This is a genomic window from Microbacterium suaedae (assembly GCF_003254645.1).
GTDB lineage: Bacteria > Actinomycetota > Actinomycetes > Actinomycetales > Microbacteriaceae > Microbacterium > Microbacterium suaedae.
The window spans coordinates 1,177,463-1,197,485 of sequence record NZ_PNFD01000001.1; the positions used below are offsets into that span (position 1 = coordinate 1,177,463).

Annotated in this window: 15 protein-coding genes; 1 reads left to right on the forward strand and 14 read right to left on the reverse strand. The window is 69.6% G+C overall.

All coding sequences use genetic code 11. From position 1 onward, the window contains the following. Nucleotides 1-97 precede the first annotated feature (97 nt). The 12 genes from C0012_RS05250 to C0012_RS05305 all read right to left on the reverse strand — a co-directional run bounded on the left by C0012_RS05250 (nt 98) and on the right by C0012_RS05305 (nt 14,867). Nucleotides 98-1,603 carry a sulfatase family protein gene (locus tag C0012_RS05250; RefSeq protein ID WP_110590033.1) on the reverse strand — a complete coding sequence of 502 codons (1,506 nt, stop codon included), beginning with the start codon at nt 1,601-1,603 and terminating at the stop codon, nt 98-100. Nucleotides 1,604-1,632: 29 nt separating this feature from the next. Further along, the gene (locus tag C0012_RS15555; RefSeq protein ID WP_198411058.1) at nt 1,633-2,667 is read right to left on the reverse strand and encodes a LacI family DNA-binding transcriptional regulator; all 1,035 of its coding nucleotides are present in this window, start codon (nt 2,665-2,667) and stop codon (nt 1,633-1,635) included. A gap of 3 nt (nt 2,668-2,670) precedes the next feature. Next, on the reverse strand, nt 2,671-4,101 hold the full coding sequence (locus tag C0012_RS05260; protein WP_162621929.1) for an MFS transporter: 1,431 nt from the start codon (nt 4,099-4,101) through the stop codon (nt 2,671-2,673). Between the two features lie 107 nt (nt 4,102-4,208). Next, nucleotides 4,209-4,811, reverse strand: coding sequence for a flavin reductase family protein (locus C0012_RS05265; protein ID WP_198411059.1), 603 nt, complete (start codon nt 4,809-4,811; stop codon nt 4,209-4,211). Further along, nucleotides 4,811-5,365 carry a maleylpyruvate isomerase N-terminal domain-containing protein gene (locus C0012_RS05270; protein WP_110590036.1) on the reverse strand — a complete coding sequence of 185 codons (555 nt, stop codon included), beginning with the start codon at nt 5,363-5,365 and terminating at the stop codon, nt 4,811-4,813. Before C0012_RS05270 ends, C0012_RS05265 begins: the two co-directional genes overlap by 1 nt. Continuing rightward, nucleotides 5,365-6,207, reverse strand: coding sequence for a fumarylacetoacetate hydrolase family protein (locus C0012_RS05275; protein WP_110590037.1), 843 nt, complete (start codon nt 6,205-6,207; stop codon nt 5,365-5,367). Before C0012_RS05275 ends, C0012_RS05270 begins: the two co-directional genes overlap by 1 nt. Next, nucleotides 6,204-7,289, reverse strand: a complete 1,086-nt coding sequence (locus tag C0012_RS05280) for a cupin domain-containing protein (RefSeq protein WP_110590038.1) — start codon at nt 7,287-7,289, stop codon at nt 6,204-6,206. The genes C0012_RS05275 and C0012_RS05280 overlap by 4 nt, the downstream gene beginning before the upstream one ends. A 16-nt stretch (nt 7,290-7,305) precedes the next feature. After that, nucleotides 7,306-9,759: a glycoside hydrolase family 3 N-terminal domain-containing protein gene (locus C0012_RS05285; RefSeq protein WP_110590039.1), complete on the reverse strand. Its 2,454-nt coding sequence runs from the start codon at nt 9,757-9,759 to the stop codon at nt 7,306-7,308. A gap of 2 nt (nt 9,760-9,761) precedes the next feature. Continuing rightward, on the reverse strand, nt 9,762-10,598 hold the full coding sequence (locus tag C0012_RS05290) for an ATP-binding cassette domain-containing protein (protein ID WP_110590040.1): 837 nt from the start codon (nt 10,596-10,598) through the stop codon (nt 9,762-9,764). After that, nucleotides 10,595-12,349 carry a dipeptide/oligopeptide/nickel ABC transporter permease/ATP-binding protein gene (locus C0012_RS05295; protein ID WP_110590041.1) on the reverse strand — a complete coding sequence of 585 codons (1,755 nt, stop codon included), beginning with the start codon at nt 12,347-12,349 and terminating at the stop codon, nt 10,595-10,597. Before C0012_RS05295 ends, C0012_RS05290 begins: the two co-directional genes overlap by 4 nt. Next, on the reverse strand, nt 12,346-13,284 hold the full coding sequence (locus C0012_RS05300; RefSeq protein WP_110590042.1) for an ABC transporter permease: 939 nt from the start codon (nt 13,282-13,284) through the stop codon (nt 12,346-12,348). Before C0012_RS05300 ends, C0012_RS05295 begins: the two co-directional genes overlap by 4 nt. Before the next feature lie 50 nt (nt 13,285-13,334). Then, entirely contained in the window at nt 13,335-14,867 is a 1,533-nt protein-coding gene (locus C0012_RS05305) for an ABC transporter substrate-binding protein (RefSeq protein WP_162621931.1), read from the reverse strand. Between the two features lie 118 nt (nt 14,868-14,985). Between C0012_RS05305 and C0012_RS05310 the strand changes: the two genes are divergently transcribed. Next, complete coding sequence (locus C0012_RS05310) at nt 14,986-16,629, forward strand: sulfatase family protein (protein WP_110590044.1); 1,644 nt, start codon at nt 14,986-14,988, stop codon at nt 16,627-16,629. Nucleotides 16,630-16,689: 60 nt separating this feature from the next. Here C0012_RS05310 and C0012_RS05315 read toward each other — a convergent pair whose 3' ends face one another. Together C0012_RS05315 and C0012_RS05320 are read right to left on the reverse strand one after the other, a co-directional pair. Beyond that, on the reverse strand, nt 16,690-19,098 hold the full coding sequence (locus tag C0012_RS05315) for a glycoside hydrolase family 2 TIM barrel-domain containing protein (protein WP_110590045.1): 2,409 nt from the start codon (nt 19,096-19,098) through the stop codon (nt 16,690-16,692). A gap of 187 nt (nt 19,099-19,285) precedes the next feature. Continuing rightward, nucleotides 19,286-20,023: a FadR/GntR family transcriptional regulator gene (locus tag C0012_RS05320; protein ID WP_110590046.1), complete on the reverse strand. Its 738-nt coding sequence runs from the start codon at nt 20,021-20,023 to the stop codon at nt 19,286-19,288.

Here is a 20,023-nt window from a genome sequence, read left to right on the forward strand (position 1 = left end):
CGCCACCCGGGACATCCCGCGCCACCGGCCCGCCCCGCGGACGAACACCGCCCCCGCGAGAGAGCACCCCGTCAGGGCGCCCCCTCGCGAGATCAGATCAGCTGGAGCTGCGGATGCCTTCGACGTATCGCTCGACGCGGGCGAACATCTCCGCGTCGTACGGGCCCCACTCGGGGCGCGGGGTGTCCTCGCCGCGGTAGGGCTCGTCCGCATAACGCGCCTGATACTCGGCCAGCTTCACCTCGAGCTCGGCGCGGATCTCGGCATAGGCCGGGTCATGGGCGACGTTGCGTACCTCGGTCGGATCCGCCTTCAGGTCGTAGAGCTCCCATTCGGGCTCGTAGATCGTCCCCGATGCCCCGGGCACGCCGAGCCCCGCGCCGTAGTAGTAGATGAGCTTGTGATCGGCCGTGCGGATCCCGTAGTGCGCGGGCGCGCCGTGGATCGGGTCGTCGTGCTCCCAGTACCGGTAGTAGGCGGCGTCGGGCCAGTCTTCGACGTCCTCTCCCCGCAGCAGCGGACGGAAGCTGCGCCCCTGCGATGTCGGCAGCGCGCCCTCGGGATCCAGACCGGCGATGTCGAGGAACGTCGCCGCGAAGTCGACATTGGTGATGATGCCCTCGCAGCGCGATCCCGCGGGGATCTCGGCCGGCCAGCGGACGAGCATCGGCATCTGCAGCGACTGGTCGAACATGAGGCGCTTATCGAACCAGCCGTGGTCGCCGAGGAAGAAGCCCTGATCGGAGGTGTACACGACGAGGGTGTTCTCGGCGAGACCGCGCTCGTCGAGGTGGTCGAGGAGGCGCCCGACGTTGTCGTCGATCGACTGCACCGTCTGCAGGTAGTCGCGCATGTAGATCTGGTACTTCCAGCGCATGCGCGCCTCGCGGTTCTCCTCGCCGCGCAGGTGCTCCGGGACCTCCTGCTTCAGGTCGTCGGCACCCATATCGTCTGCGAGCGTCATGTGCACGTTCTGCACGGCCTTGCTGCGCGTCGCGTAGTCGTCGAAGAACGTCTCGGGCTCGGGGATCGAGCCGTCGGCGTAGAGGTGCTTGTGCTTCTCGTCGGGGATCCAGGGGCGGTGCGGCGCCTTGTGGTGCACCATCGCGACGAAGGGATCCTCGCCGACGGAGTCGATCCAGTCGAGCGCGAGGTCGGTGACGATGTCCGTCGCGTAGCCCTTCACCGTGTGGCTGCCGTTCTCGTCGATCATCTCGGGATCGATGTAGTCGCCCTGACCGGGGAACACCTTCCATGCATCGAAGCCGCGCGGGGCGGAGACGCCGTGCTCTCCGAGGTGCCACTTGCCGAACATCGCCGTCTTGTAGCCGTCGTCGTGCAGCGCCTCGATGAAGGTCGGGACGCGGTAGTCCATCTCCGTCCAGATCGACGAGACGCCGTTGATGTGGCTGTACGTGCCCGTCAGGATCGTCGCGCGCGACGGACTGCAGATCGAGTTCGTGCAGTAGACGGCGTCCATCCGCACGCCGTCCTCGGCGATCCGGTCGAGGTGCGGCGTGCGGTTGACCCGGCTGCCGTACGCCGAGATGGCGTGCGCGGCGTGGTCGTCCGACATGATGAAGATGATGTTGGGGCGGGTCATCGTGTCTCCTCGTTCCTGGGTATGTGTGATCAGCCGACGAGCGTCGGCGCAAGCAGAAGGTGGTCGGGCGCCGCCCCGTCACGAGCGGCGGCGACGACGAGGCGCGCGCAGGCCCGACCACCGTCGAGCAGGGGAAGGCTCGCGTAGCTGAGCCCGGGCCATCGCGCCGGGTCGAGCGCGCCCGCCGCGAGACCGACGACACGGATCTCGGCGCTCCGCGTGCGCGCGGTCGCGAACACGGTCTCGACGTCGGCGCCCCACGAGCACACGAGCGCCGAACGCTCGAGGTCGGCGGTGCCCGTGTCGAGCAGGTCGGCGACACGCCCCGCGAGGTCCTCGCGATACCGCGAATCGTCTTGCGGAGTGCGATCGAGCTCGGCGAGCTTCTCGGAGGTGACCGCCGTCTGGAGCACATGGATCGCCACATCGGGGCGCGCAGAGAGTTCGTGGAACATCGCCTGTTCACGGACGCGCTCGGCGTGCGAGACGATCTCCGGCCGCACGTAGTGCACCGTGCGCACGCCCTCCTCGACAAGCCGCCCGATCACCAGCTCGACTCCGCGGGCGTAGTCGAAGTCGACACTCGAGTACGGGACGCCGCCGCCCGCGTGACCGCAGTCGATCGCGGCGAACGGGATGGCGTGCTCGGCCACGGCGGCCGCCAGCTCGGCCGGCACCGCGTGATCGTCGTGCCCGACGAAGACGAGCCCGTCGAGCTGCCCGCCGCGCACGGCGTCGACGCCCGCCTGGTGGTCGCGCGTCGCGAGGAACATGAGCTGATATCCCTCTTCCGCGACACCCTGCGCCAGCCCCTCGGCGATCGCCGCATAGCGGGGGTACGACAGCGGCTTGTCGAGGATCACGCCGATGAGCCGTGCTGCGCGCTGCCGCAGCGATCGGGCGAGGGAGTTCGGCACATAGCCGATCTCGCGCGCGATCCGCCGGATCCGGGATCGCGTGCTCTCGGCGAGCGGGAAGTCGCTGTTGTCGTTCAGCGCGTACGAGACGGCCGAGACGGACACGCCGGCGCGCTCGGCGACATCGCGAAGGGTGGGTCGGTTCATGGATCAGCCCTCGGCGGCCCCGTCCCGCGCGGCGTGGCGGGCCGCGAGCGTCTCGACGTTCTCGGCGACACGACGGCGGCTCAGTGGATACCAGGTGAGAAGGAGCACGGCCGCGACGCCGTACAGGATCGCGGGCACGAGGGTCGAGATCGTGTAGATCCCGTCGATTGTCGCGGCGGTCTGCTGCACGCCGCCCTCCTGGTAGCCGACGAAGCCGAGCGCGATGCCGCCCGCGCCGCCCGCGATGGCGAAGCCGAGCTTGCGGGCCCACGTGTTGATCGCGTAGACCGTCCCGTCGTCTCGCTCCCCCGTGCGCACCTCCTCGTAGTCGACGACGTCCGCGATGACCGCCCACACGAGCAGGTTGTAGGTTCCGACGCCGAAGCCCGCGATGACGGAGAGCACGATGAACGCCCACGGAGAGGTGACGTGCAGGACGTACATGGCGAAGAAGACGACCGAGCTGAGGACGAGCATGCCGGCGATGAACTCGCGCTTGCCGATCCTGCGGGCGACGGCCGCCGCGAAGGGAGCGAGGAGAAGCCCGGGAACGAAGCTCGCGAGCTGCGCGGGCCCCGAGAGGGCGCCGTTGTTGAAGTAGTTCAGCCAGAGGTAGGCCGCCATCGCGTTGACGAGCAGCCCCGCCAGCATGAGGATCAGATTCGACACCATCAGCCCCAGGAGGGCGCGGTTCGTCGCAAGAGAGCGGAGCAGCCGCGGGAAGCTCGCCCTCTCCTGCGGAATGGCCTTCACCCGCTCGCGGGTGAGTCCGTAGCAGAAGCCGTAGTAGATGATGGCGGCCGCGCCGAACGCGATGGCGACGCCGAAGAACGCCATCGGTCGCACCGTCGAGACTCCGTCCACGGTGCTGTAGATGATGAGCGGGGGCACGAGGGCGACGAAGACGCCCGCCACGTTCGCGCCGATGCCGCGGAACACCGAAAGCGACGAGCGCTGGCCGGGATCCGGCGTGATGACGGCGGCGAGGGAGCCGTACGAGATGTTGACCATCGTGTAGAACACGGATCCCCACAGCACATAGGTGACGACCGCATACGTGAGCTTCGCGCCATAGACCCAGTCGGCGACGAACGGCGCGTACATGAGCGCGCTCATGACGGCGAGAGGGATGGCCGCCCGCAGGATCCACGGCCGGAAGCGCCCCTTCACCGAGGGGCGATGGGAGTCGAGGAAGCGCCCCCACCCGACGTCCGTGAAGGCGTCGAGAAGACGCGTCAGGAGGAAGAGCAGCCCCACATGACCGGCCTGCAGGCCCGCGACGTCCGTGAAATAGACCATCAGATACGACGACGCGAGCAGGAAGATGAAGTCGTTCCCGAGATCGCCGAAGAGGTAGCCGACGCGGTCGCGCCAGCCGAAGGGACGGGCTGTCGACAGGGCTGTCGTCAGGGTGGTCTGGGAGTCGGTGGTCACGTGTCCTCCTCGAGCGTGATCAGCCGCGGCATCGCGGTCCAGAGATCACGCTAGAGAGTTCAATCGTTTGAAACAAACATTCAAACGATTGAACTTTCTCGCGGGGGTCACCCGCCCGGAACGGGCGGGAGCTCCACGACCTCGCCGAGACTGCTGTAGCGCGGGCCCGCGAGGCGTCCGAGGGGGCGCAGCAGTTCGGTGTCGATGCGTCCGTCGACCATCACGGCCTCGTCGACGTGCCATCCGACGACGCGCCCCACCACGAACTGTCCGCCGGTCGGGCTGAACTCGATGGTGCGCTCGTGCACGCACTCCATGCTCACCTTCGCTGATGCGAGGCGCGGAACGGCGATCTTCTCGGATGCGGCGAGCTCAAGCCCCTGCGCTTCCGCTTCACTCACGTCCGGCGCGAGGAACGCACTGCTCGCGTGCACCTGCTCGAGGAGATCGTCGGTCGCGACGTTGACGACGAACTGCCCGTCGCGCTCGATGTTCTCGATCGTGTCCTTCCGCCCCGTCGGCCGGCGGTTGATGGTGAACCCGAGCATCGCGGGGTGCTGGCTCACCCACGCGAACGAGCTGAACGGCGCGAGGTTGACGGTGTGCGGAGGAATGCCGCTCGTGACCCACGCGATCGGGCGCGGCACGACGGATCCGACCAGCAGGCGGTACGTCGATGCGGGGTCGAGGGGTTCGGCGTCGATGAACATCATGGGCTCCTTGGAGAGACGGGGCTCGGGAGGGGAAGGTGGTCGCGGATCTCGGGCGGGACGTCGGCCTCCCGCGCGCCGCCGTCGAGGTCGAGGGCGCGCCCCCATACCTCTCTCGCGCGCCGCCGGACGGTCTCCCGCGCGGTGACCACGGCGCCCTTCGCGACACGGATCGGGCGGTTCCAGCGCTCCTCGGGGAGGTCTCGCCATTCGACGTTGAGGTGCACGGCCGCGTGCGCCGCGAGGTTGCGCAGAGCTTCGACGGGGAGCGTCGCGGCGAAGTCGATCTCCTCGCGCCGCTCGCCTGGCGAGGCGAGGAGCGGATCCTCGTCCGATGTGCGCAGCGCCTCGATGACCCGGGCGATCTCGCGCGCATCGAGCCCGACGTGGGCGACGACGTGCGCGCGCGTCCACCCCGACACCCGGGATGGCCCGGAGAGCCGCGCGTCTGGGAGGTCACCCAGCACCCGAGAGAAGAAGGCCTGGCCGCGCCGGGCGAGAAGGAGATCCGCGGCGAGCGCCGGATCCCTGACGTTGTCGGTCCGGCCCGCCATCACGGCCCCTCGAAGCGGATCCGGTTGCGCAGCTCGCCGATGCCGTCGATGGCAGTGACCATCTCGTCGCCGTCGCGGAGATAGCGCGCGGGGGTGCGCGCGTGCCCGACACCGCCCGGAGTTCCCGTCGCGATCACATCGCCGGGCTCGAGCGGGAGGATCCGCGAGATATACGACACGAGGGCCGCGGGCTCGAAGACGAGATCGTCGGTCGTCGCGTCCTGCAGCGTCTCGCCGCCGACCTCGCAGCGGATCCGCTCCCCGAGCGCGAACGCGTCGGCCGTCTGCAGGACGGGGCCGATCGGCGTCGTGCGGGCGAAGTTCTTGCCCTGCAGCCACTCGAGCGTGCGGTTCTGCCAATCGCGCATCGAGACGTCGTTGAGCACGGTGTACCCGGCGATCGCGTCTGCGGCTTCGTCCGTGCCGATGTCCGCAGCCTCGCGCCCGATGACGATCGCGAGCTCGGCTTCCCAGTCGACCGCGTCGCGCGCGTGCGCCGGAACGACGATGTCGTCGGAGGGGCCCGTGAGCGCGGTGGCGAACTTCGCGAACAGCGTCGGGTGCTCGGGAAGCTCCCGCCCCATCTCGAGGATGTGGCTTCGATAGTTGAGGCCGACGCACAGGATCTTCGCCGGCCGCGGCACGACGGGCGCCCAGCGCGCTGCGGGGATCCGGTCGAGCGGGATCCTCTCACCGGACGCGCGGCTCGCTCGCCGGCGCCAGTCCGGATCCGCGAGCAGCTCGCCCACGTCGGCGGCGCCGGGAATCGGTGTGGCCGCGTCGTCGTCCACGACGACGGCCGTCGTTCCGCCGTCCTCGCGCCGCAGGGTCGCGAGCCTCATCGTCCGCCGTCTCGTTCGGGTACGTAGGTGCGCGCGAATCCGAGGCGCTCGATCACGGGTGCATCGCTGAAGCGGAACAGGTCGAACTCCGTCTCGGCGCGAAGTGACCACGGCACCCAGCTCGGGACGACGAAGAGATCGCCCTTCTCGAGGCGATGCGTCTTGTCGCCGAGCACCACCTCTCCGCGCCCCTCGAACACCTGCCAGACGGAGGATCCGACCTCGTGACGCGCGGGGGTCACGGCTCCGCGACGCAGCCGGTGAAACTCGCACCGGATGGTCGGCATGACGTCGCCGGCGGTCGTCGGATTGCTGTAGCGGATCGCGGCGTGGCCCTGTTCGACGGTCGCGGGGTACCCCTCGTCTTCGAGCGCGAGCTGCTCGGCGAGGGCCGCATCGGTGTGCTCCCACCGGTACGCACTCAGGGGCGAGCTGACGCGCGTCTCCAGACCCGACAGCGGCCGAAGCCCCGGATGCGCCCAGAGCCGCTCGGCGCGCGAGACGTCGGGCGATGCCTCGTCGGTCACGCGCTCGGAACCGTACTCGAAGAACCCGACGTCGGTGTAGTTCGACAGCGGGATGTCGAGACCGTCGATCCACGCCATCGGCTCCGCCGTGTCGTTGTGATGCCCGTGGAAATTCCAGCCGGGGGTGAGCAGCAGATCGCCGCGCGACATCCGCACGGGATCCCCGTTGACGACGGTCCACACGCCCTCGCCCTCGACGACGAACCGGAAGGCGTTCTGGCTGTGCCGATGCTCCGGGGCCGTCTCGTGCCCGCCCAGGTACTGGATCGCGCACCAGAGAGTCGGCGTCGCGTATGCCGTTCCGGGCAGCCCCGGGTTGCGGAGGCCGATCGCGCGGCGTTCGCCGCCGCGGCCGACGGGCACGAGATCGCCGGAGCGCCTCGCGATGTCGTACAGCGCATCCCAGCGCCATACGTGCGGGACCGCCGCCGGGGCGGGTGTCATCGGCATGAGGTCATCGCGCTGCGTCCACAGCGGCGCCGTGGAGTTCGCCTCAAAGTCGGCGTAGAGCTGCTCGAGCTCGGGCGAATCGATACGCCCGTCCATCGCGTCCATGTGCTCTTTCTCCGTTTCAGCGGGGCTCGGCCCGCGAGGCGAACTGCTCCCAGAGCCACTCGAGCGTGGCCGGGAGGTCGACGCCGTCCCGATCGACCTCCCACTGGGCCTGCAGGCCGTCGGAGACCGCCAGGAGGACGCGCGCCATCATCGCCGCATCGACGTCGGCCGGGAAGGTCCCCGCGGTCTGACGGGCCTCGACGTCGCGCCGGATCGTGCCCGTCACGAGCTCGCCGCGCCGTCGGAAGAACTCATTGGCGGGGTGCTCCGGATCCGCGGCCGCCGCCTGCAGGCTCACGTACAGGTGCACGAGTCCCGGGACCTCGACGTTGTGCCGCGCGGTGCGAAGCGTCATCGGCTCCTCGCCCGGATCGATCGTCAGGTGGCGACGATTGACGACGTCGCGCTGCCGAAGCACCTCGACGAGCAGGTTCTCCTTCGTGCCGAAGTGGTGCAGCAGGCCGGCCTGCGTCATCCCGACCTCCGCGGCGATGTCGCGCAGCGACGTCGCGCTGTACCCTTTCCGCTCGATGACGTCGAGCGCGGTCTCGAGAATCGCGATCCGGCTCTCCTTGCCCTGCGAGTAGCTCCGGCGTCCCGCACGGCGCGCGACGGGAGCGCTCGGCTGCCCCGCCACGAACAGCGGACGCACGGTGTCGCCGGGCACGTCGACGCGCGACGGCACGATCGCGGCCGCCGTGCGCGGGATGTCGAACGGCAGCTCGCCGACGGGCTGCGTCCGACCGGTGAGCACCTCGAGAACCGCGGATTCCGAGGCCCCGAAGTCGGCGACGACGGCCGCGCAGAACGGCAGCAGCGGCTCGAGGATCGCCGGGCGGTCGAGTCGGATGGCGAGGACGACGGGCGCGTGGACGCTCAGCGTGCGCACGCGATCCTCGAACTCGCGCGGGAACTCGAGCGATCCCGCGTGGAAGCTCGCCTCGAGCATGTAGTCGTCGCGCGGCTCGTACGGCGCCTCGGTGCGGATGACGATCGCATCCGCGTCCTCGGGATCGGTGACGGCGCGCAGGCCCGCCGCGGTGAGCGCGTCTTCCGACAGCCCTTCGGAGTACACGGCCGTGCCGCGGCCGACGGGAAGCGTCGGAGCCGACGGACGGCCGTTCTCGAGCACGACCATCGACCGGGCCTGCGCGCGGAGCCCCTTCTCCACGAAGTCCTTCGTGCCGACGGCCTTCTCTGCCGCGCCCTCGTCGACATACGGGTTCTCGAAGAGCCCGAGCTGGAACTTCACCGTCAGCAGGCGCCGCACCGACTCGTCGATGCGCGCGATGTCGATGAGCCCGCTCTCGACGAGCGAGACGATGTATCCGGGCTGCTCCTCGCCCCCGAGCTGATCGCAGCCCGCGTCGAGGATCTTGCGCACGCGCTGGGTCTCGTCGAGGTGCTCGACGCCCCAGGCCCGGGCGGGGAGGGTCTTGTCGAGGATCCGCGACTCGGTCACGAGGCCCCAGTCGGTGCAGACGACGCCGTCGTAGCCGAGGCGCTCGCGGAGGAGCCCCTGGATCATCTGCCGGTTGAAGCCGAAGCCGACCTCCTCGATCGGCTCGCCGTCGAGGGTGAGGCCCATCGGGATCCCGTATGCCGGCATGATCGCCGGCACACCGCGCTCGATGACGCGCCGGAACGGCTCCAGGTGCTCCTCGAACCGCCCACCGAGATAGTCGTGCTCCTTGCCGTACGGGAAGTGCGTGTCCTCGCCGTCGCGCTGCGGCCCGCCTCCCGGGAAGTGCTTCGCCATGCACGCGATGCCGTCGGGGGTGAGCTCGCCGCCGCCCTCGAAGCCGTCGATGTACGCGAGCCCCAGGCGCGAGACGAGCTCCGCGTTCTGCCCGAAGGTGCTGTACTGGCGCGCCCAGCGCGGTTCGGTCGCGAGATCGAGCGTCGGGTGCAGTGCCGTGCGGATGCCGAGGGCGAGGTACTCGCGACGGGCGATATCGGCGAACTCCCGCACGGCCTCCTCGTCCGCGAGCGCCCCGAGGCCGAGCGGCTCGGGCCACGCCGACAGGTGCTCGGCCGAGAATGAGGCGCCCCAGTTCTCCGTGAAGGAGTGGCGCGGATCCGTCGAGATCGTCACGGGGATCCCGTGCGGCGACTGCTCCGCGACACGCTGCACGCTGTTGACCCAGCGCGCCATGACCGCCGGTTCCGGGATCCTGTGCACGTTGAGATGCGTGACGGCCCGCTCCTCGACGAGCTCACGCGCCGTCGGCCGGCGTTCGACGATCGGCGGGCCGTCGATGTCCCCGTCCGTCGTGACCGCGACGACCGACTGGACCATGAGCCCGGCCTTCTCCCGAAGGCTCAGCCTCGACAGCAGATCCTCGACCCGTGCCGGGATCGGCAGCCGCGGATCCTCGTACGGATCCATCACCCCGTTCCCATTGAGATCCCGGAAGGCCGTTCCGTCGGAATCGCGCAGCATCTCGACACTCGTCGCCTCGGTCGTCATCTTCACTTCTCTCCTTGGGCCGCCAGCTGGCGGCGCTGTTCACGACGCGCCCGCTGTTCCGCGACATCGGCCACGGGAGCCGACATGAACAGTCTCTGCGTATAGGGGTGCTCGGGGCGCGCCGTGACCTGGTCGACATCGCCCTGTTCCACGATGTCACCGTGGAACAGCACCGTCACGCGGTGGCTGATGTGTCGCACGACTCCGAGGTCATGCGACACGAACAGATAGGCGGCACCCGTCGACTCCTGGAGCTCGACGAGCAGATCGAGCACGCGAGCCTGCGTTGTGAGATCGAGCGCCGAGACGGGCTCATCGCAGATGATGAGGCGCGGCTCGAGCGCGATCGAGCGGGCGATCGCGATGCGCTGCCGTTGTCCGCCCGAGAACTCCCGCGGCAGACGCGACGAAGCGTCGGACGGCAGGTGGACGCGGTCGAGCAGATCGCGGACCCGGCCGTGGGCGTCGTTCCGCGTCCACCCCTGGATGAGCAGCGGCTCGGCGAGGATGTCGGCGATCGTCATCGACGGGTTCAGCGACGTATAGGGATCCTGGAACACCACCTGGATGTCCTTCGCGAGACTCCGGCGCTCCGCCGCGCCCGCGCGTGTGATGTCGCGGCCGTCGAACGTGATCCGACCCGCGCTCGGCGGGACGAGGCCGAGGATCGCGCGACCGATCGTCGTCTTGCCCGATCCGGACTCGCCGACGAGACCGACGGTCTCGCCGGGGCGGATATCCAGCGAGACGCCCTTCAGCGCCTGGAAGCGCTTGCCTCCTCGTCCCTTGAACTCGACCTCGAGGTCGTCGACGCTCAGGAGCGGTGCCGTGGCGGTCATCGCGACTCTCCTTCCGTGACGGTGCGGTAGACGCGCACCGGGCCGCCGTCCTCGAGCATCGAGTCGAGGAGCGATCGCGTGTACGGCTCCTGCGGGCGCTCGAGGATGTCCTCCACGGGCCCCGTCTCAACGATCCGGCCGGACTGCATGACGGCGACGCGGTCGCAGATATCGGCGACGACGCCGAAGTTGTGCGTGACGAGGAGGACACCCATCCCCGTCTCCTCGCGCAGATCGCGCAGCAGGTCGAGGACCTCCGCCTGCACCGTCACGTCGAGCGCCGTCGTGGGCTCGTCCGCGATGAGCAGCTTCGGCCGCCCGGCGACGGCCCCCGCGATGAGCACGCGCTGGGCCATGCCGCCCGAGATCTCGTGCGGATACGCGCGATACGTCGATTCCGGATCCGGGATCCCGACGCGCGCGAGGAGCTCGAGGGCACGCGCCCGCGCGTCTTTTTTGGACATGCCGAGCGCCGTGCGCAGCGGCTCCGTGAGCTGGTGCCCGATGCGATACGCGGGGTCGAGATTGCTCAGGGGCTCCTGCGGCACGTAGGCGATGCCGTCGCCGCGCAACGCCCGGCGCTGGCGCGCCGTGAGCGAGGCGAGCTCCTGCCCCTCGAAGAGAAGCGAACCGCGCGAGACCCATCCGCCCTCGGGGAGCAGGCCGAGAACCGAGAACGCTGTCTGGGATTTGCCGGATCCGGACTCTCCCACGAGCCCGAGCACCTCCCCCGGAGCGACATCGAGACTCACGTGGTGGACGACCGCCTTCTGGGCGTCACCGGTTCCATAGCTCACCTCGAGATCGCGGACGGACAGCAGATCCGACCGCGCGTCGCCCGGCGTCTTCGTGGCCGGCTCCGTGCGACCGGTCCGCGTGGCGGCTCCGGATCCCCGGTCTTCGAGCGCGTCGCGCATCGCGTTGCCCAGCAGGATGAGCGCCATCGTCGTCAGTCCGATGGCGAGGCTCGGCCAGAGCACGAGCGACGGGTTGACGAAGATCCGACGGAAGCCCTCGTTGAGCATGCTTCCCCACGACGGGACGGAGCTGTCGGACAGCCCGAGGAACTCGAGCCCCGCCTGGATCGCGATGGCGATGCTCGCCAGGCGCGCCGTCTGGATGATGACGGGGGCGCGCACGACCGTGAGCACGTGACGGCCGATGATGCGGACGTCGCCGAGGCCGGACACCCGCGCGGCATCGACGTACAATTCGCCGCGCACCGCCTGGACCGCGGCACGCACGATGCGGAACACCGCGGGCGAGAGAAGCACGCCGAAGACCGCCATGGCGATCCAGATCGAGGGACCGACCACGGCGCGCACGGCCAGGAGCACCACGATGCCCGGGAGAGCCATGTTGAGGTTCGTGAACCAGTTCGCGACGCCGTCGAACCATCCCCCGTAGTAGCCCGCGATCAGGCCGGTCGGCAGTCCCACGACGAGAGCGACGACAAGAGCGAGCGCGGCGCCCGCGAGATTGACCTGTGCGCCCCAGAGGAGTCGGCTCAGCACGTCGCGTCCCGACGAGTCGGTCCCGAGCAGGTGATCCGCGCTCGGCGGCAGGAGCGCGTCGCGCAGATTCGCGTGGTCGGGCGCCGGCAAGCCGAGGAAGGGCGCCGCGAGGGCCGCGAGAAGGATGACCGCGAGCACGAGGACGGCGACGACGCCGAGCGGATTCCGGAGGAAACGGCCGAACACGCCCTCGCGTCGTGTACGTGCGGCGGTGACCAGGGTCGTTGTCTGACTCATGAGAGACGCACCTTGGGATTCAGCCAGGCGACAGCGAGGTCGACCAGCAGATTGACGATGACGACGATGACCACGTAGGCGGTCACGGTGCCGAGGACGACGTGGACATCCGTGCGAGCCGATGCTTCAACCGCGAGGCTGCCGAGCCCCGGCAGCGCGAAGATCTGCTCGATCACGACCGCGCCGCCCAGGATGCCGACGACCTGAACGGCGAGCGCCGTCAGCCCCGTCGTGGAGGCGTTGCGGAGCACGTGCGCGAGGACGACGCGTGTCTCCGAGAGACCGCGACTGCGGAGCGTGCGGACGAAGTCCTGCCGGAGCATCGCGATCATCGAGCTGCGCACCTGCTGCGCGACGCCCGCGACGGCGACAACCGTCAGGGCGACGACCGGCATCGTCAGGCTGCGCGCCCACGCCGCCGGGTCATCGGCGAACGACGTGTACCCGGTCGCCGGGAGAACGCCGAGCTGGATCGCCAGCAGCGTCACGAGGAAGAGCGCGATGATGAACGCCGGCAGTGCGTCGCCCAGGGTCGCCACGAACTGCAGCACCCGGTCGATCCATCCGCGCTTGACGGCGGCGGCGATGCCGATCGCGAAGCCGATGATGCCGCTGAGCACCGTCACGAGGACGACGAGGGCGACCGTGACCGGCATACGTACGGTGAGCGCCGTCCAGACGGACTGCGTTGTGAACAGGGACTCGCCGAGATCGCCCTGGAACGCGCCGAGAAGCCACTGGAAATACTGCACGACCAGGGGCCGGTCGAGCCCGAGCTCGGCGTTGAGCTCAGCCGCTTGCTCGGGCGTGGCATTCTCGCCGAGCACGTTGAAGGCGATGTCGCCGAACGCGGGCGAGAGCATGAGGAAGACGATGAGCGACGCGCCGAACACGAGCGAGACGGCCGACGCGAGGCGCTTCACGAGAAAGGGCATGGGGGCCTCCGGAGGGGGTGGCGGGACGGGATGCGCCCCGCCACCCGGGATCAGTTTCCGCTCGGGGCGTAGTTGTAGATCGACGGCACGGCCTGCTGCACCTGCACCTCGACGTCGACGCTGTCGTTCCAGTAGATGAACGTGCCGGGGCGCATCACGGGGGCGAACCACACGTTGTCGACGATCCAGGTGTTGATGTCGCGTGCGATCTGGGCCTGCTCTGCCTCCTCGGCACTCGGGTAGGCGTCGATGAGCTCCTGCAGCTCGGGATCCGTCGTGCCGAGCGAGTTCCACGGCGCATCCTCGGCGAGGAGGAAGTTGACTGTCCCCCAGTCGGAGCGCTGCGCGAGGGTCATGAAGGCGACGGGGAACTCACCGCTGAGCATCGACGGGATCGCCTCGCCGGGACCCCATTGATGCCGCGTGACCGTGACACCGATGTCTTCCCAGCTCTGGATGATCGAGTCGAAGATGACCGGCTCGAACACCGTCGTGACGGGCAGCGTGATCTCGAGGTCGCTCGCGCCGGCCTCGGCCAGCAGCTCCTCGGCGCGCTCGGGATCGTACGCGTACGCGTCTTCCAGCCCCTCGTCATACGCCTCGGTCTCGGGGCCGAAGACCTGTGCGCTCTCCTCACCGAGGCCTTCCCAGCCGACCTCGACGAGCGCCTCGCTGTCGATCGCGATCGCGAGAGCTTCGCGCACGCGCTCATCGGCGAACTCAGGCTGCAGCTCGCCCGTGCGGTCGAAGAAGATCAGCCCGCCCCAGTTGACGGAGAAGCCCTCTTCGGTCAAGAGCCCGGCACCATCGGCCTGCAGGGCAGAGGCCGCACGGTTGAGCGACGCGACGTCGATCTGGCCCGATGTCAGGGCGTTGAGGCGCGCGGTCTCGTCGACGAGGATCTTGTAGTCGACCTCATCGTAGGGAAGCTCTTCTCCCCAATAGTCGTCGGTGCGCGTGTAGGCAATCGTGGAGCCGACGACGGAGTTCGCCTCGTCGAGGACGTAGGGCCCTGTCCCGACGGGCACCGTGTCGATCGACCCATCGGAGATCGCCTGGGGACTGCCCATGTATCCGCCCGCGTTCGCGAGATTCGCCGGAAGATCGGGATCAGGCGTGGACAGGTGCAGCACAACCGTGTGCTCGCCCGCGGCCTCGGCGCTCTCAACCGCCGAGAGGTTGCCGAGCATCGGCCCGTTGGCCTCCTGGAAGTGCTCGATGTTCGCCTTGACGGCCTCGGCGTCGAACGGCGTGCCATCGCTGAAGACGACATCGTCGCGCAGCTCGAGCGTCAGCGACAGACCATCCTCGCTCGTCGTCCACTCGGTGGCGAGCATCGGGCTCAGCTCGCCATTCGGCTCGCGCTTGATGAGCGTGTCGTAGACGGACTGGTAGATGGGCGCGAGGTGGCCCTCGTTGGCCTGCGCGGGGTCCCAGCTCGTGGGCTCCTGCAGGGATCCGACGACGAGTCGCTGCGTTTCGTCGCCGCCGGAGGCGTCAGTCGTTCCGGCGCTGCAAGAGGCCAGCGCGAGCACGGCGACCGTGGCCGCGCCGGCCAGGGTGAGGGATCGGGTGGGGGTCATGGCGTCTCCTGACGTCGTTGTATGGAGGCGGGTCCGACCCTGCATCGTGGTCGGGCGTGTGCAACACTAAATGCTATTCAGTGGTTTTGCAATGGCGCAGAAGAGGAGACGACAGATCATGGCGACGACGCCGAACATCGTGTGGATCTCGACGCACGACATCAACCCGCACCTCGGCGCCTACGAGGGCGCCTGGCCCCAGGCCGATCAGGTGAGGACGCCCCGGATCGACGCTCTCGCCCGCGAGGGCGTGCGTTTCGACCAGGCCTTCGCGGCGGCCCCCGTGTGCGCTCCGGCCCGCTCGGCGATCATGACCGGCTGCTACCCGGTCTCGGTCGGGACGATGCACATGCGGACGAAGGCCGTCCCGCCGCCCGAGATCCGCCTCGTGTCCGAGTACTTCCGCGAGGCCGGGTACTACACGACGAACAACTGGTTCACGGACTTCCAGGTCGAGACGCCGCCCACGGCCTTCGATGACTGCTCAGGCAGCGCACACTGGCGGGACCGCCCGGAGGGAACGCCGTTCTTCGCCGCCTTCCACAGCCTCATCACCCACGAATCGCGCATCTACGGCGACGATCCGTACGAGAACGAGACCCGCGAGCTTCCCGACGAGGTCAGGCGCGACCCCGCGGACGTCGAGTTTCCGCCGTACCACCCCGACACCGCCGCGTTCCGACGGGCGTGGGCCCGGTACTACGACCTCATCGCGGCGATGGATGCGTGGGTCGGACGAATCCTCGACGAGCTCGAGGAGGACGGGCTCGCCGAGAACACCCTCGTGATCTTCTGGAGCGACCACGGCGCCAGCTTCCCGCGAGCCAAGCGCTGGGCCAACGAGGCGGGCCTGCGGGTACCGCTCATCGCGCGCTGGCCGGGTCGCCTCGAGGCGGGCGCCGCGCGCGAGGACGTCGTGCAGACGATGGACCTCGCGCCGACGGTTCTGGAAGCGGCCGGCTTGCCGATTCCCGAGCACATGCACGGCACGCCGCTGTTCGCGGCCGACGGCGCGCAGCTCGACGCCTCCCCGTACGCGTTCGGCGCGCGCGACCGGATGGACGCACAGGAGGACACCGTCCGCACCGTGCGCGACGACCGCTATCGCTACACGCTCAACCTGCATCCCGACCGCTCGGGAATGCAGTACAACTACTACCCCGATCACCTCGACACCTGGGGCGAGCTGCGCCGTCTCGTGCACGAGGAGGGACAGCAGCTGGCGCTCGGCGAGGCGCCGTCGATCCTGACCCCGTTGCAGCGCTCGATCGTCGCCGTCCCGCGACCGGAGGAGGAGCTGTTCGATATCCGCGCCGATCCGCACGAGACGACGAACCTCGTCGACGATCCTGCGCATCGGGAGGCGCGCGATCGGCTCCGCGCCGCTCTCGACGCCTGGCGCGAGGAGCACGGCGACCTCGGCGCAATGCCCGAGCGAGAGCTCCTCGAAGATTGGCGGCCGAATGGCGCGCCGCGCCCGACCGCCGCCCCGACGATCTCCCTCGAAGGTGGTGCGGTGACGGCGAGCTGTGCGACGCCCGGCGCCTCCATCGCGTGGACGACGACGCCTCCCTCCCAGGCGCGCCCGCTCACGGCGATCGAGGAGCAGACCGGATCGCCGAGACGGGACGGCCGACGCTGGAACCTGTACACGGGCGCGTTCGTCGCCCCGCCCGGATCCGACATCTGGCTCGGCGCGTGGCGTCTCGGCTACTCCCCCAGCGTCGAAGTCCACGTGCCGGCCACGGAGGGACGCGCCTGACGCACCCGCCCGCGCGGGATCCCCCAGAGGCGCTCTGCGCGAGCGGGTCGCAGCGCGGCGTCAGCCGATGCGGAGCTCGGCCCGAACCGGCGGCAGCCCCGAAGCCGCCACCTCGACGCTCGCCGTACCCGCGGCCGTCGGACGCACGACGGCCAGCGCACGGCCGTCGAAGGTGCGCCAAGTCGACTGGTCGAACCGCTCCTCGGTCGAGGGGCGCGCGCTCGCCATCCCCGCGAGCTCGGCGGATCCCGACACCGTGACAGTGACCTCGCGGTCGGCGCCCGTGAGGAGGACGCCGTCTGCGTCGCGCAGCTCAATCGCGCAGAACGCAAGATCTGCCGCGTCGTCACGCAGCTGATCGCGGTCGACGTCCATCACGAGCCGGGCCTCCCCGCGAGCGCTCGCGAGCGCGGTCTCGCCGGCCACCTCACCACCCCGGAAGGCGACAGCGGTGAGCGTTCCCGGGCGATAGGCGAGGGAGAAGTCGGCGACGAGCGGCATGCGCTCGCCGACCACCGCGCGGCCGACGACCTCGCCGTCAAGTCGCAGCTCCACCTCGTCGGCGTCGGAGTACACCTCGACGGCAATCTGGGTTCCCTCGTGCCCCGCCCAGCTCCAGGATGCGACCGTGTCGCTCCACGCCCACGGCGAGCGCAGCGCGATCTCGCGCCCGCTGTTCTCGGGCCGGGAGACGGCGATGAACGGATCCGATCGCAGGCCGAAGACGATCTCGCGATAGTACGAGGCGGGGCGCCGGAAGCCCGTGATGTCGATGTCGCCGCACCAGGCCGTGAGCCACGGGTACTCGCGCTCGAGCGCGACGCGCGCGTTCTCATCGTCGGCGTAGACGGTGGATCCGATACCGACCTCGCCGAGGTAGTCCCACCCCGTCCAGGTGAAGTCTCCGATGACGTGCGAGTGCTTCTTCACGAGCGGCCAGAGGGAGCCGATCTGGGTGGAGAAGGTCTCGGATCCCACGATGATGCGATGCGGATGCAGCTCGCGGTCGAGGCCGTAGCGCGCTTCGGCGTAATTGAGCCCGAGCACGTCGACGGCGGCGCTCGACTCCTCGATGCGCCTCGTCGCCGTCGAGCTCGAGGCGACCGCGGCGAAGGGCCCGTCGTCGCCGCTCATCGCCTCGTTCAGGCCACCCGCCTGCTCGAGGCCGGCGCGGATCTCGTCGAGCTCGTCGATGACCGACAGGAATGCGTTGACGCCGTTCGTGACGGGGCGGGTCGGATCCGAGGCGCGCACGCGCTCCGCGAGTCGGCGGGCCCAGCCGGCGCCGTGCGGCGTTCCGGTCTCGATGATCTCGTTGCCGATCGAGTAGATGATGACGCTCGGGTGATTGCGATCCTTCGCGACCATTGCGTCGATGTCCGCGGCCCACCACTGCGGGAAGTCGGCGGCGTAGTCGTACGGCGTCTTGAAGCGCGTCCACATGTCGAACGCCTCATCCATGACGAGCATGCCGAGCCGATCGCACGCGTCGAGCATCGCGGGCGAGACGGGGTTGTGGGCGCCGCGAATCGCGTTGAACCCGGCCTCCTTGAGCAGCTCGATGCGGCGCTCCTCGGCGCGCCCGATCGCGGCACCGCCGAGCGGGCCGTTGTCGTGGTGCACGCAGGCGCCGCGCAGCAGCACCTCCTCACCGTTGATGCGGATCCCCTTGTTCGGATCCACCGTGACGGTGCGGATCCCGAACGGCACCTCGATCGCGTCCGCGTCGTCGAGGCGCACGGACGCGCGATGGAGCGCGGGCGTCTCGACGCTCCACAGCTCGGGCTCGGCCACGTACATCCGCTGCCGCACGACCTCGGTCGCGCCGGGCACGATCGTGACGGGGGTGCTGTCGCCCTCGACGGTCTCACCCGAGGGGCCCGCGATCTCCGTCGCGACGCGGACCGTCCGCGAGACGAGGCCGGCGTTGGCGACCTCGGTGACGACATCGACGACGGCCTGGTCGTCCTCGATGCGCGCCGTGGTCACGACGATGCCGTCGGGGACGACGTGGACGGGCTCGTCGACGTGCAGCACGACGGATCGGTGCAGCCCGGCCCCCGAGTACCAGCGCGAATCCTGGCCCGTATGCACCTCGATGCGGAGCTCGTTGCTCTCACCGTGGCGGAGGAACGGCGTGAGATCGACGAAGAACCGCGCGTATCCGTCGGCGCGGTTTCCGGCGAACTCGTCGTTGACGAACACCTGCGCCCGGCGCTGAGCGCCCTGGACCTCGAGGCGCACGACGCGCCCCGCCCAGTCGGCGGGGACGTCGATCGTCGTGACGTATGTGAAGGCGCCGTTCGGGTAGTAGGCACCGGCACCTGCGGCGGGGACGTCCGCCGAGCGCTCGGCGTCGCGCAGCGCGTCGTGCGGGATCCGGACGGCATGCTGCGGGGCATCGTCGCCTGCGGAGAAGGGCCCGGCCGGCGCGCGGCAGATCCAGTCTTCGAGGGGGATCGTCGTCATCGTGTGCTCCCGTATCGCGGCATCGTCGCCAAAACATTAAATGCGTAAGGTTTTCGTCGACGATACCAGGCCGAAGGCACCTTTCACCCGTCACGCACGTTCTCCGGAGCCCTCGGGACGGCCGCGATCCCCGTCGCCTGACTCGTCTACGACGCACTCGCCCGATCGCGAGATCCGACGAGTATCGTCACGATGAGAGCAGCGCGCGCAGTCGCTCGGCGGCCGTGATCATGTGGACCGCCATCGCGGAGGCCGCCCCGTCGGCGTCACGAGCCTCGAGGGCACGAGCGATCGCCTCGTGCTCTTCCAGCGCCAGCGCGGCGTCCGCGGCCGTGTGCACGGCCCTGTCCGCGTACACCTGCAGGAGCGACCGGACCACGTGGAGGAGGTCGCGCAGCGTTTCGTTTGCCGCGGCGTCCGCGAGCGCCAGGTGGAAGTCGAAGTCGGCGCGGGCGAATGCCCCCAGATTGTCCCCGGCGGCGCGCATGCGATCGAGATGCTGGGCGAGCTCCGCGCGAGACGGCTCGGTCGCGCGCGTGGCCGCGAGCCGCGCGACATAGATCTCCAGCCCCGACCGCAGCTCCAGGAGCTCGGCCGTGTTCCGCTCACCGATCAGCAGCCCCCAGCGCAGCGTCTGCGGAAGAAGCTCACTCGCCTCGCCACGCAGATAGGTTCCCGACCCCGGACGCACGTCGACGATGCCGAGCAGTTCGAGCGCGGCCAGCGCCTCGCGCACGGCGGAACGCCCCACGCCCAGAGTCGCCGCCAGATTGCGCTCGGCGGGCAGGCGCGTTCCCGGAGCGATGGATCCGCCCGTGAACAGGTCGAGCAGACGCCGAGCGACCTCGCTGACAGGAGAACCACCCGGGAGGGATCCGAGCGCGTCCGCGATGGCGTCCGAGGAGCCCGAGGCGTCGACTGGCAT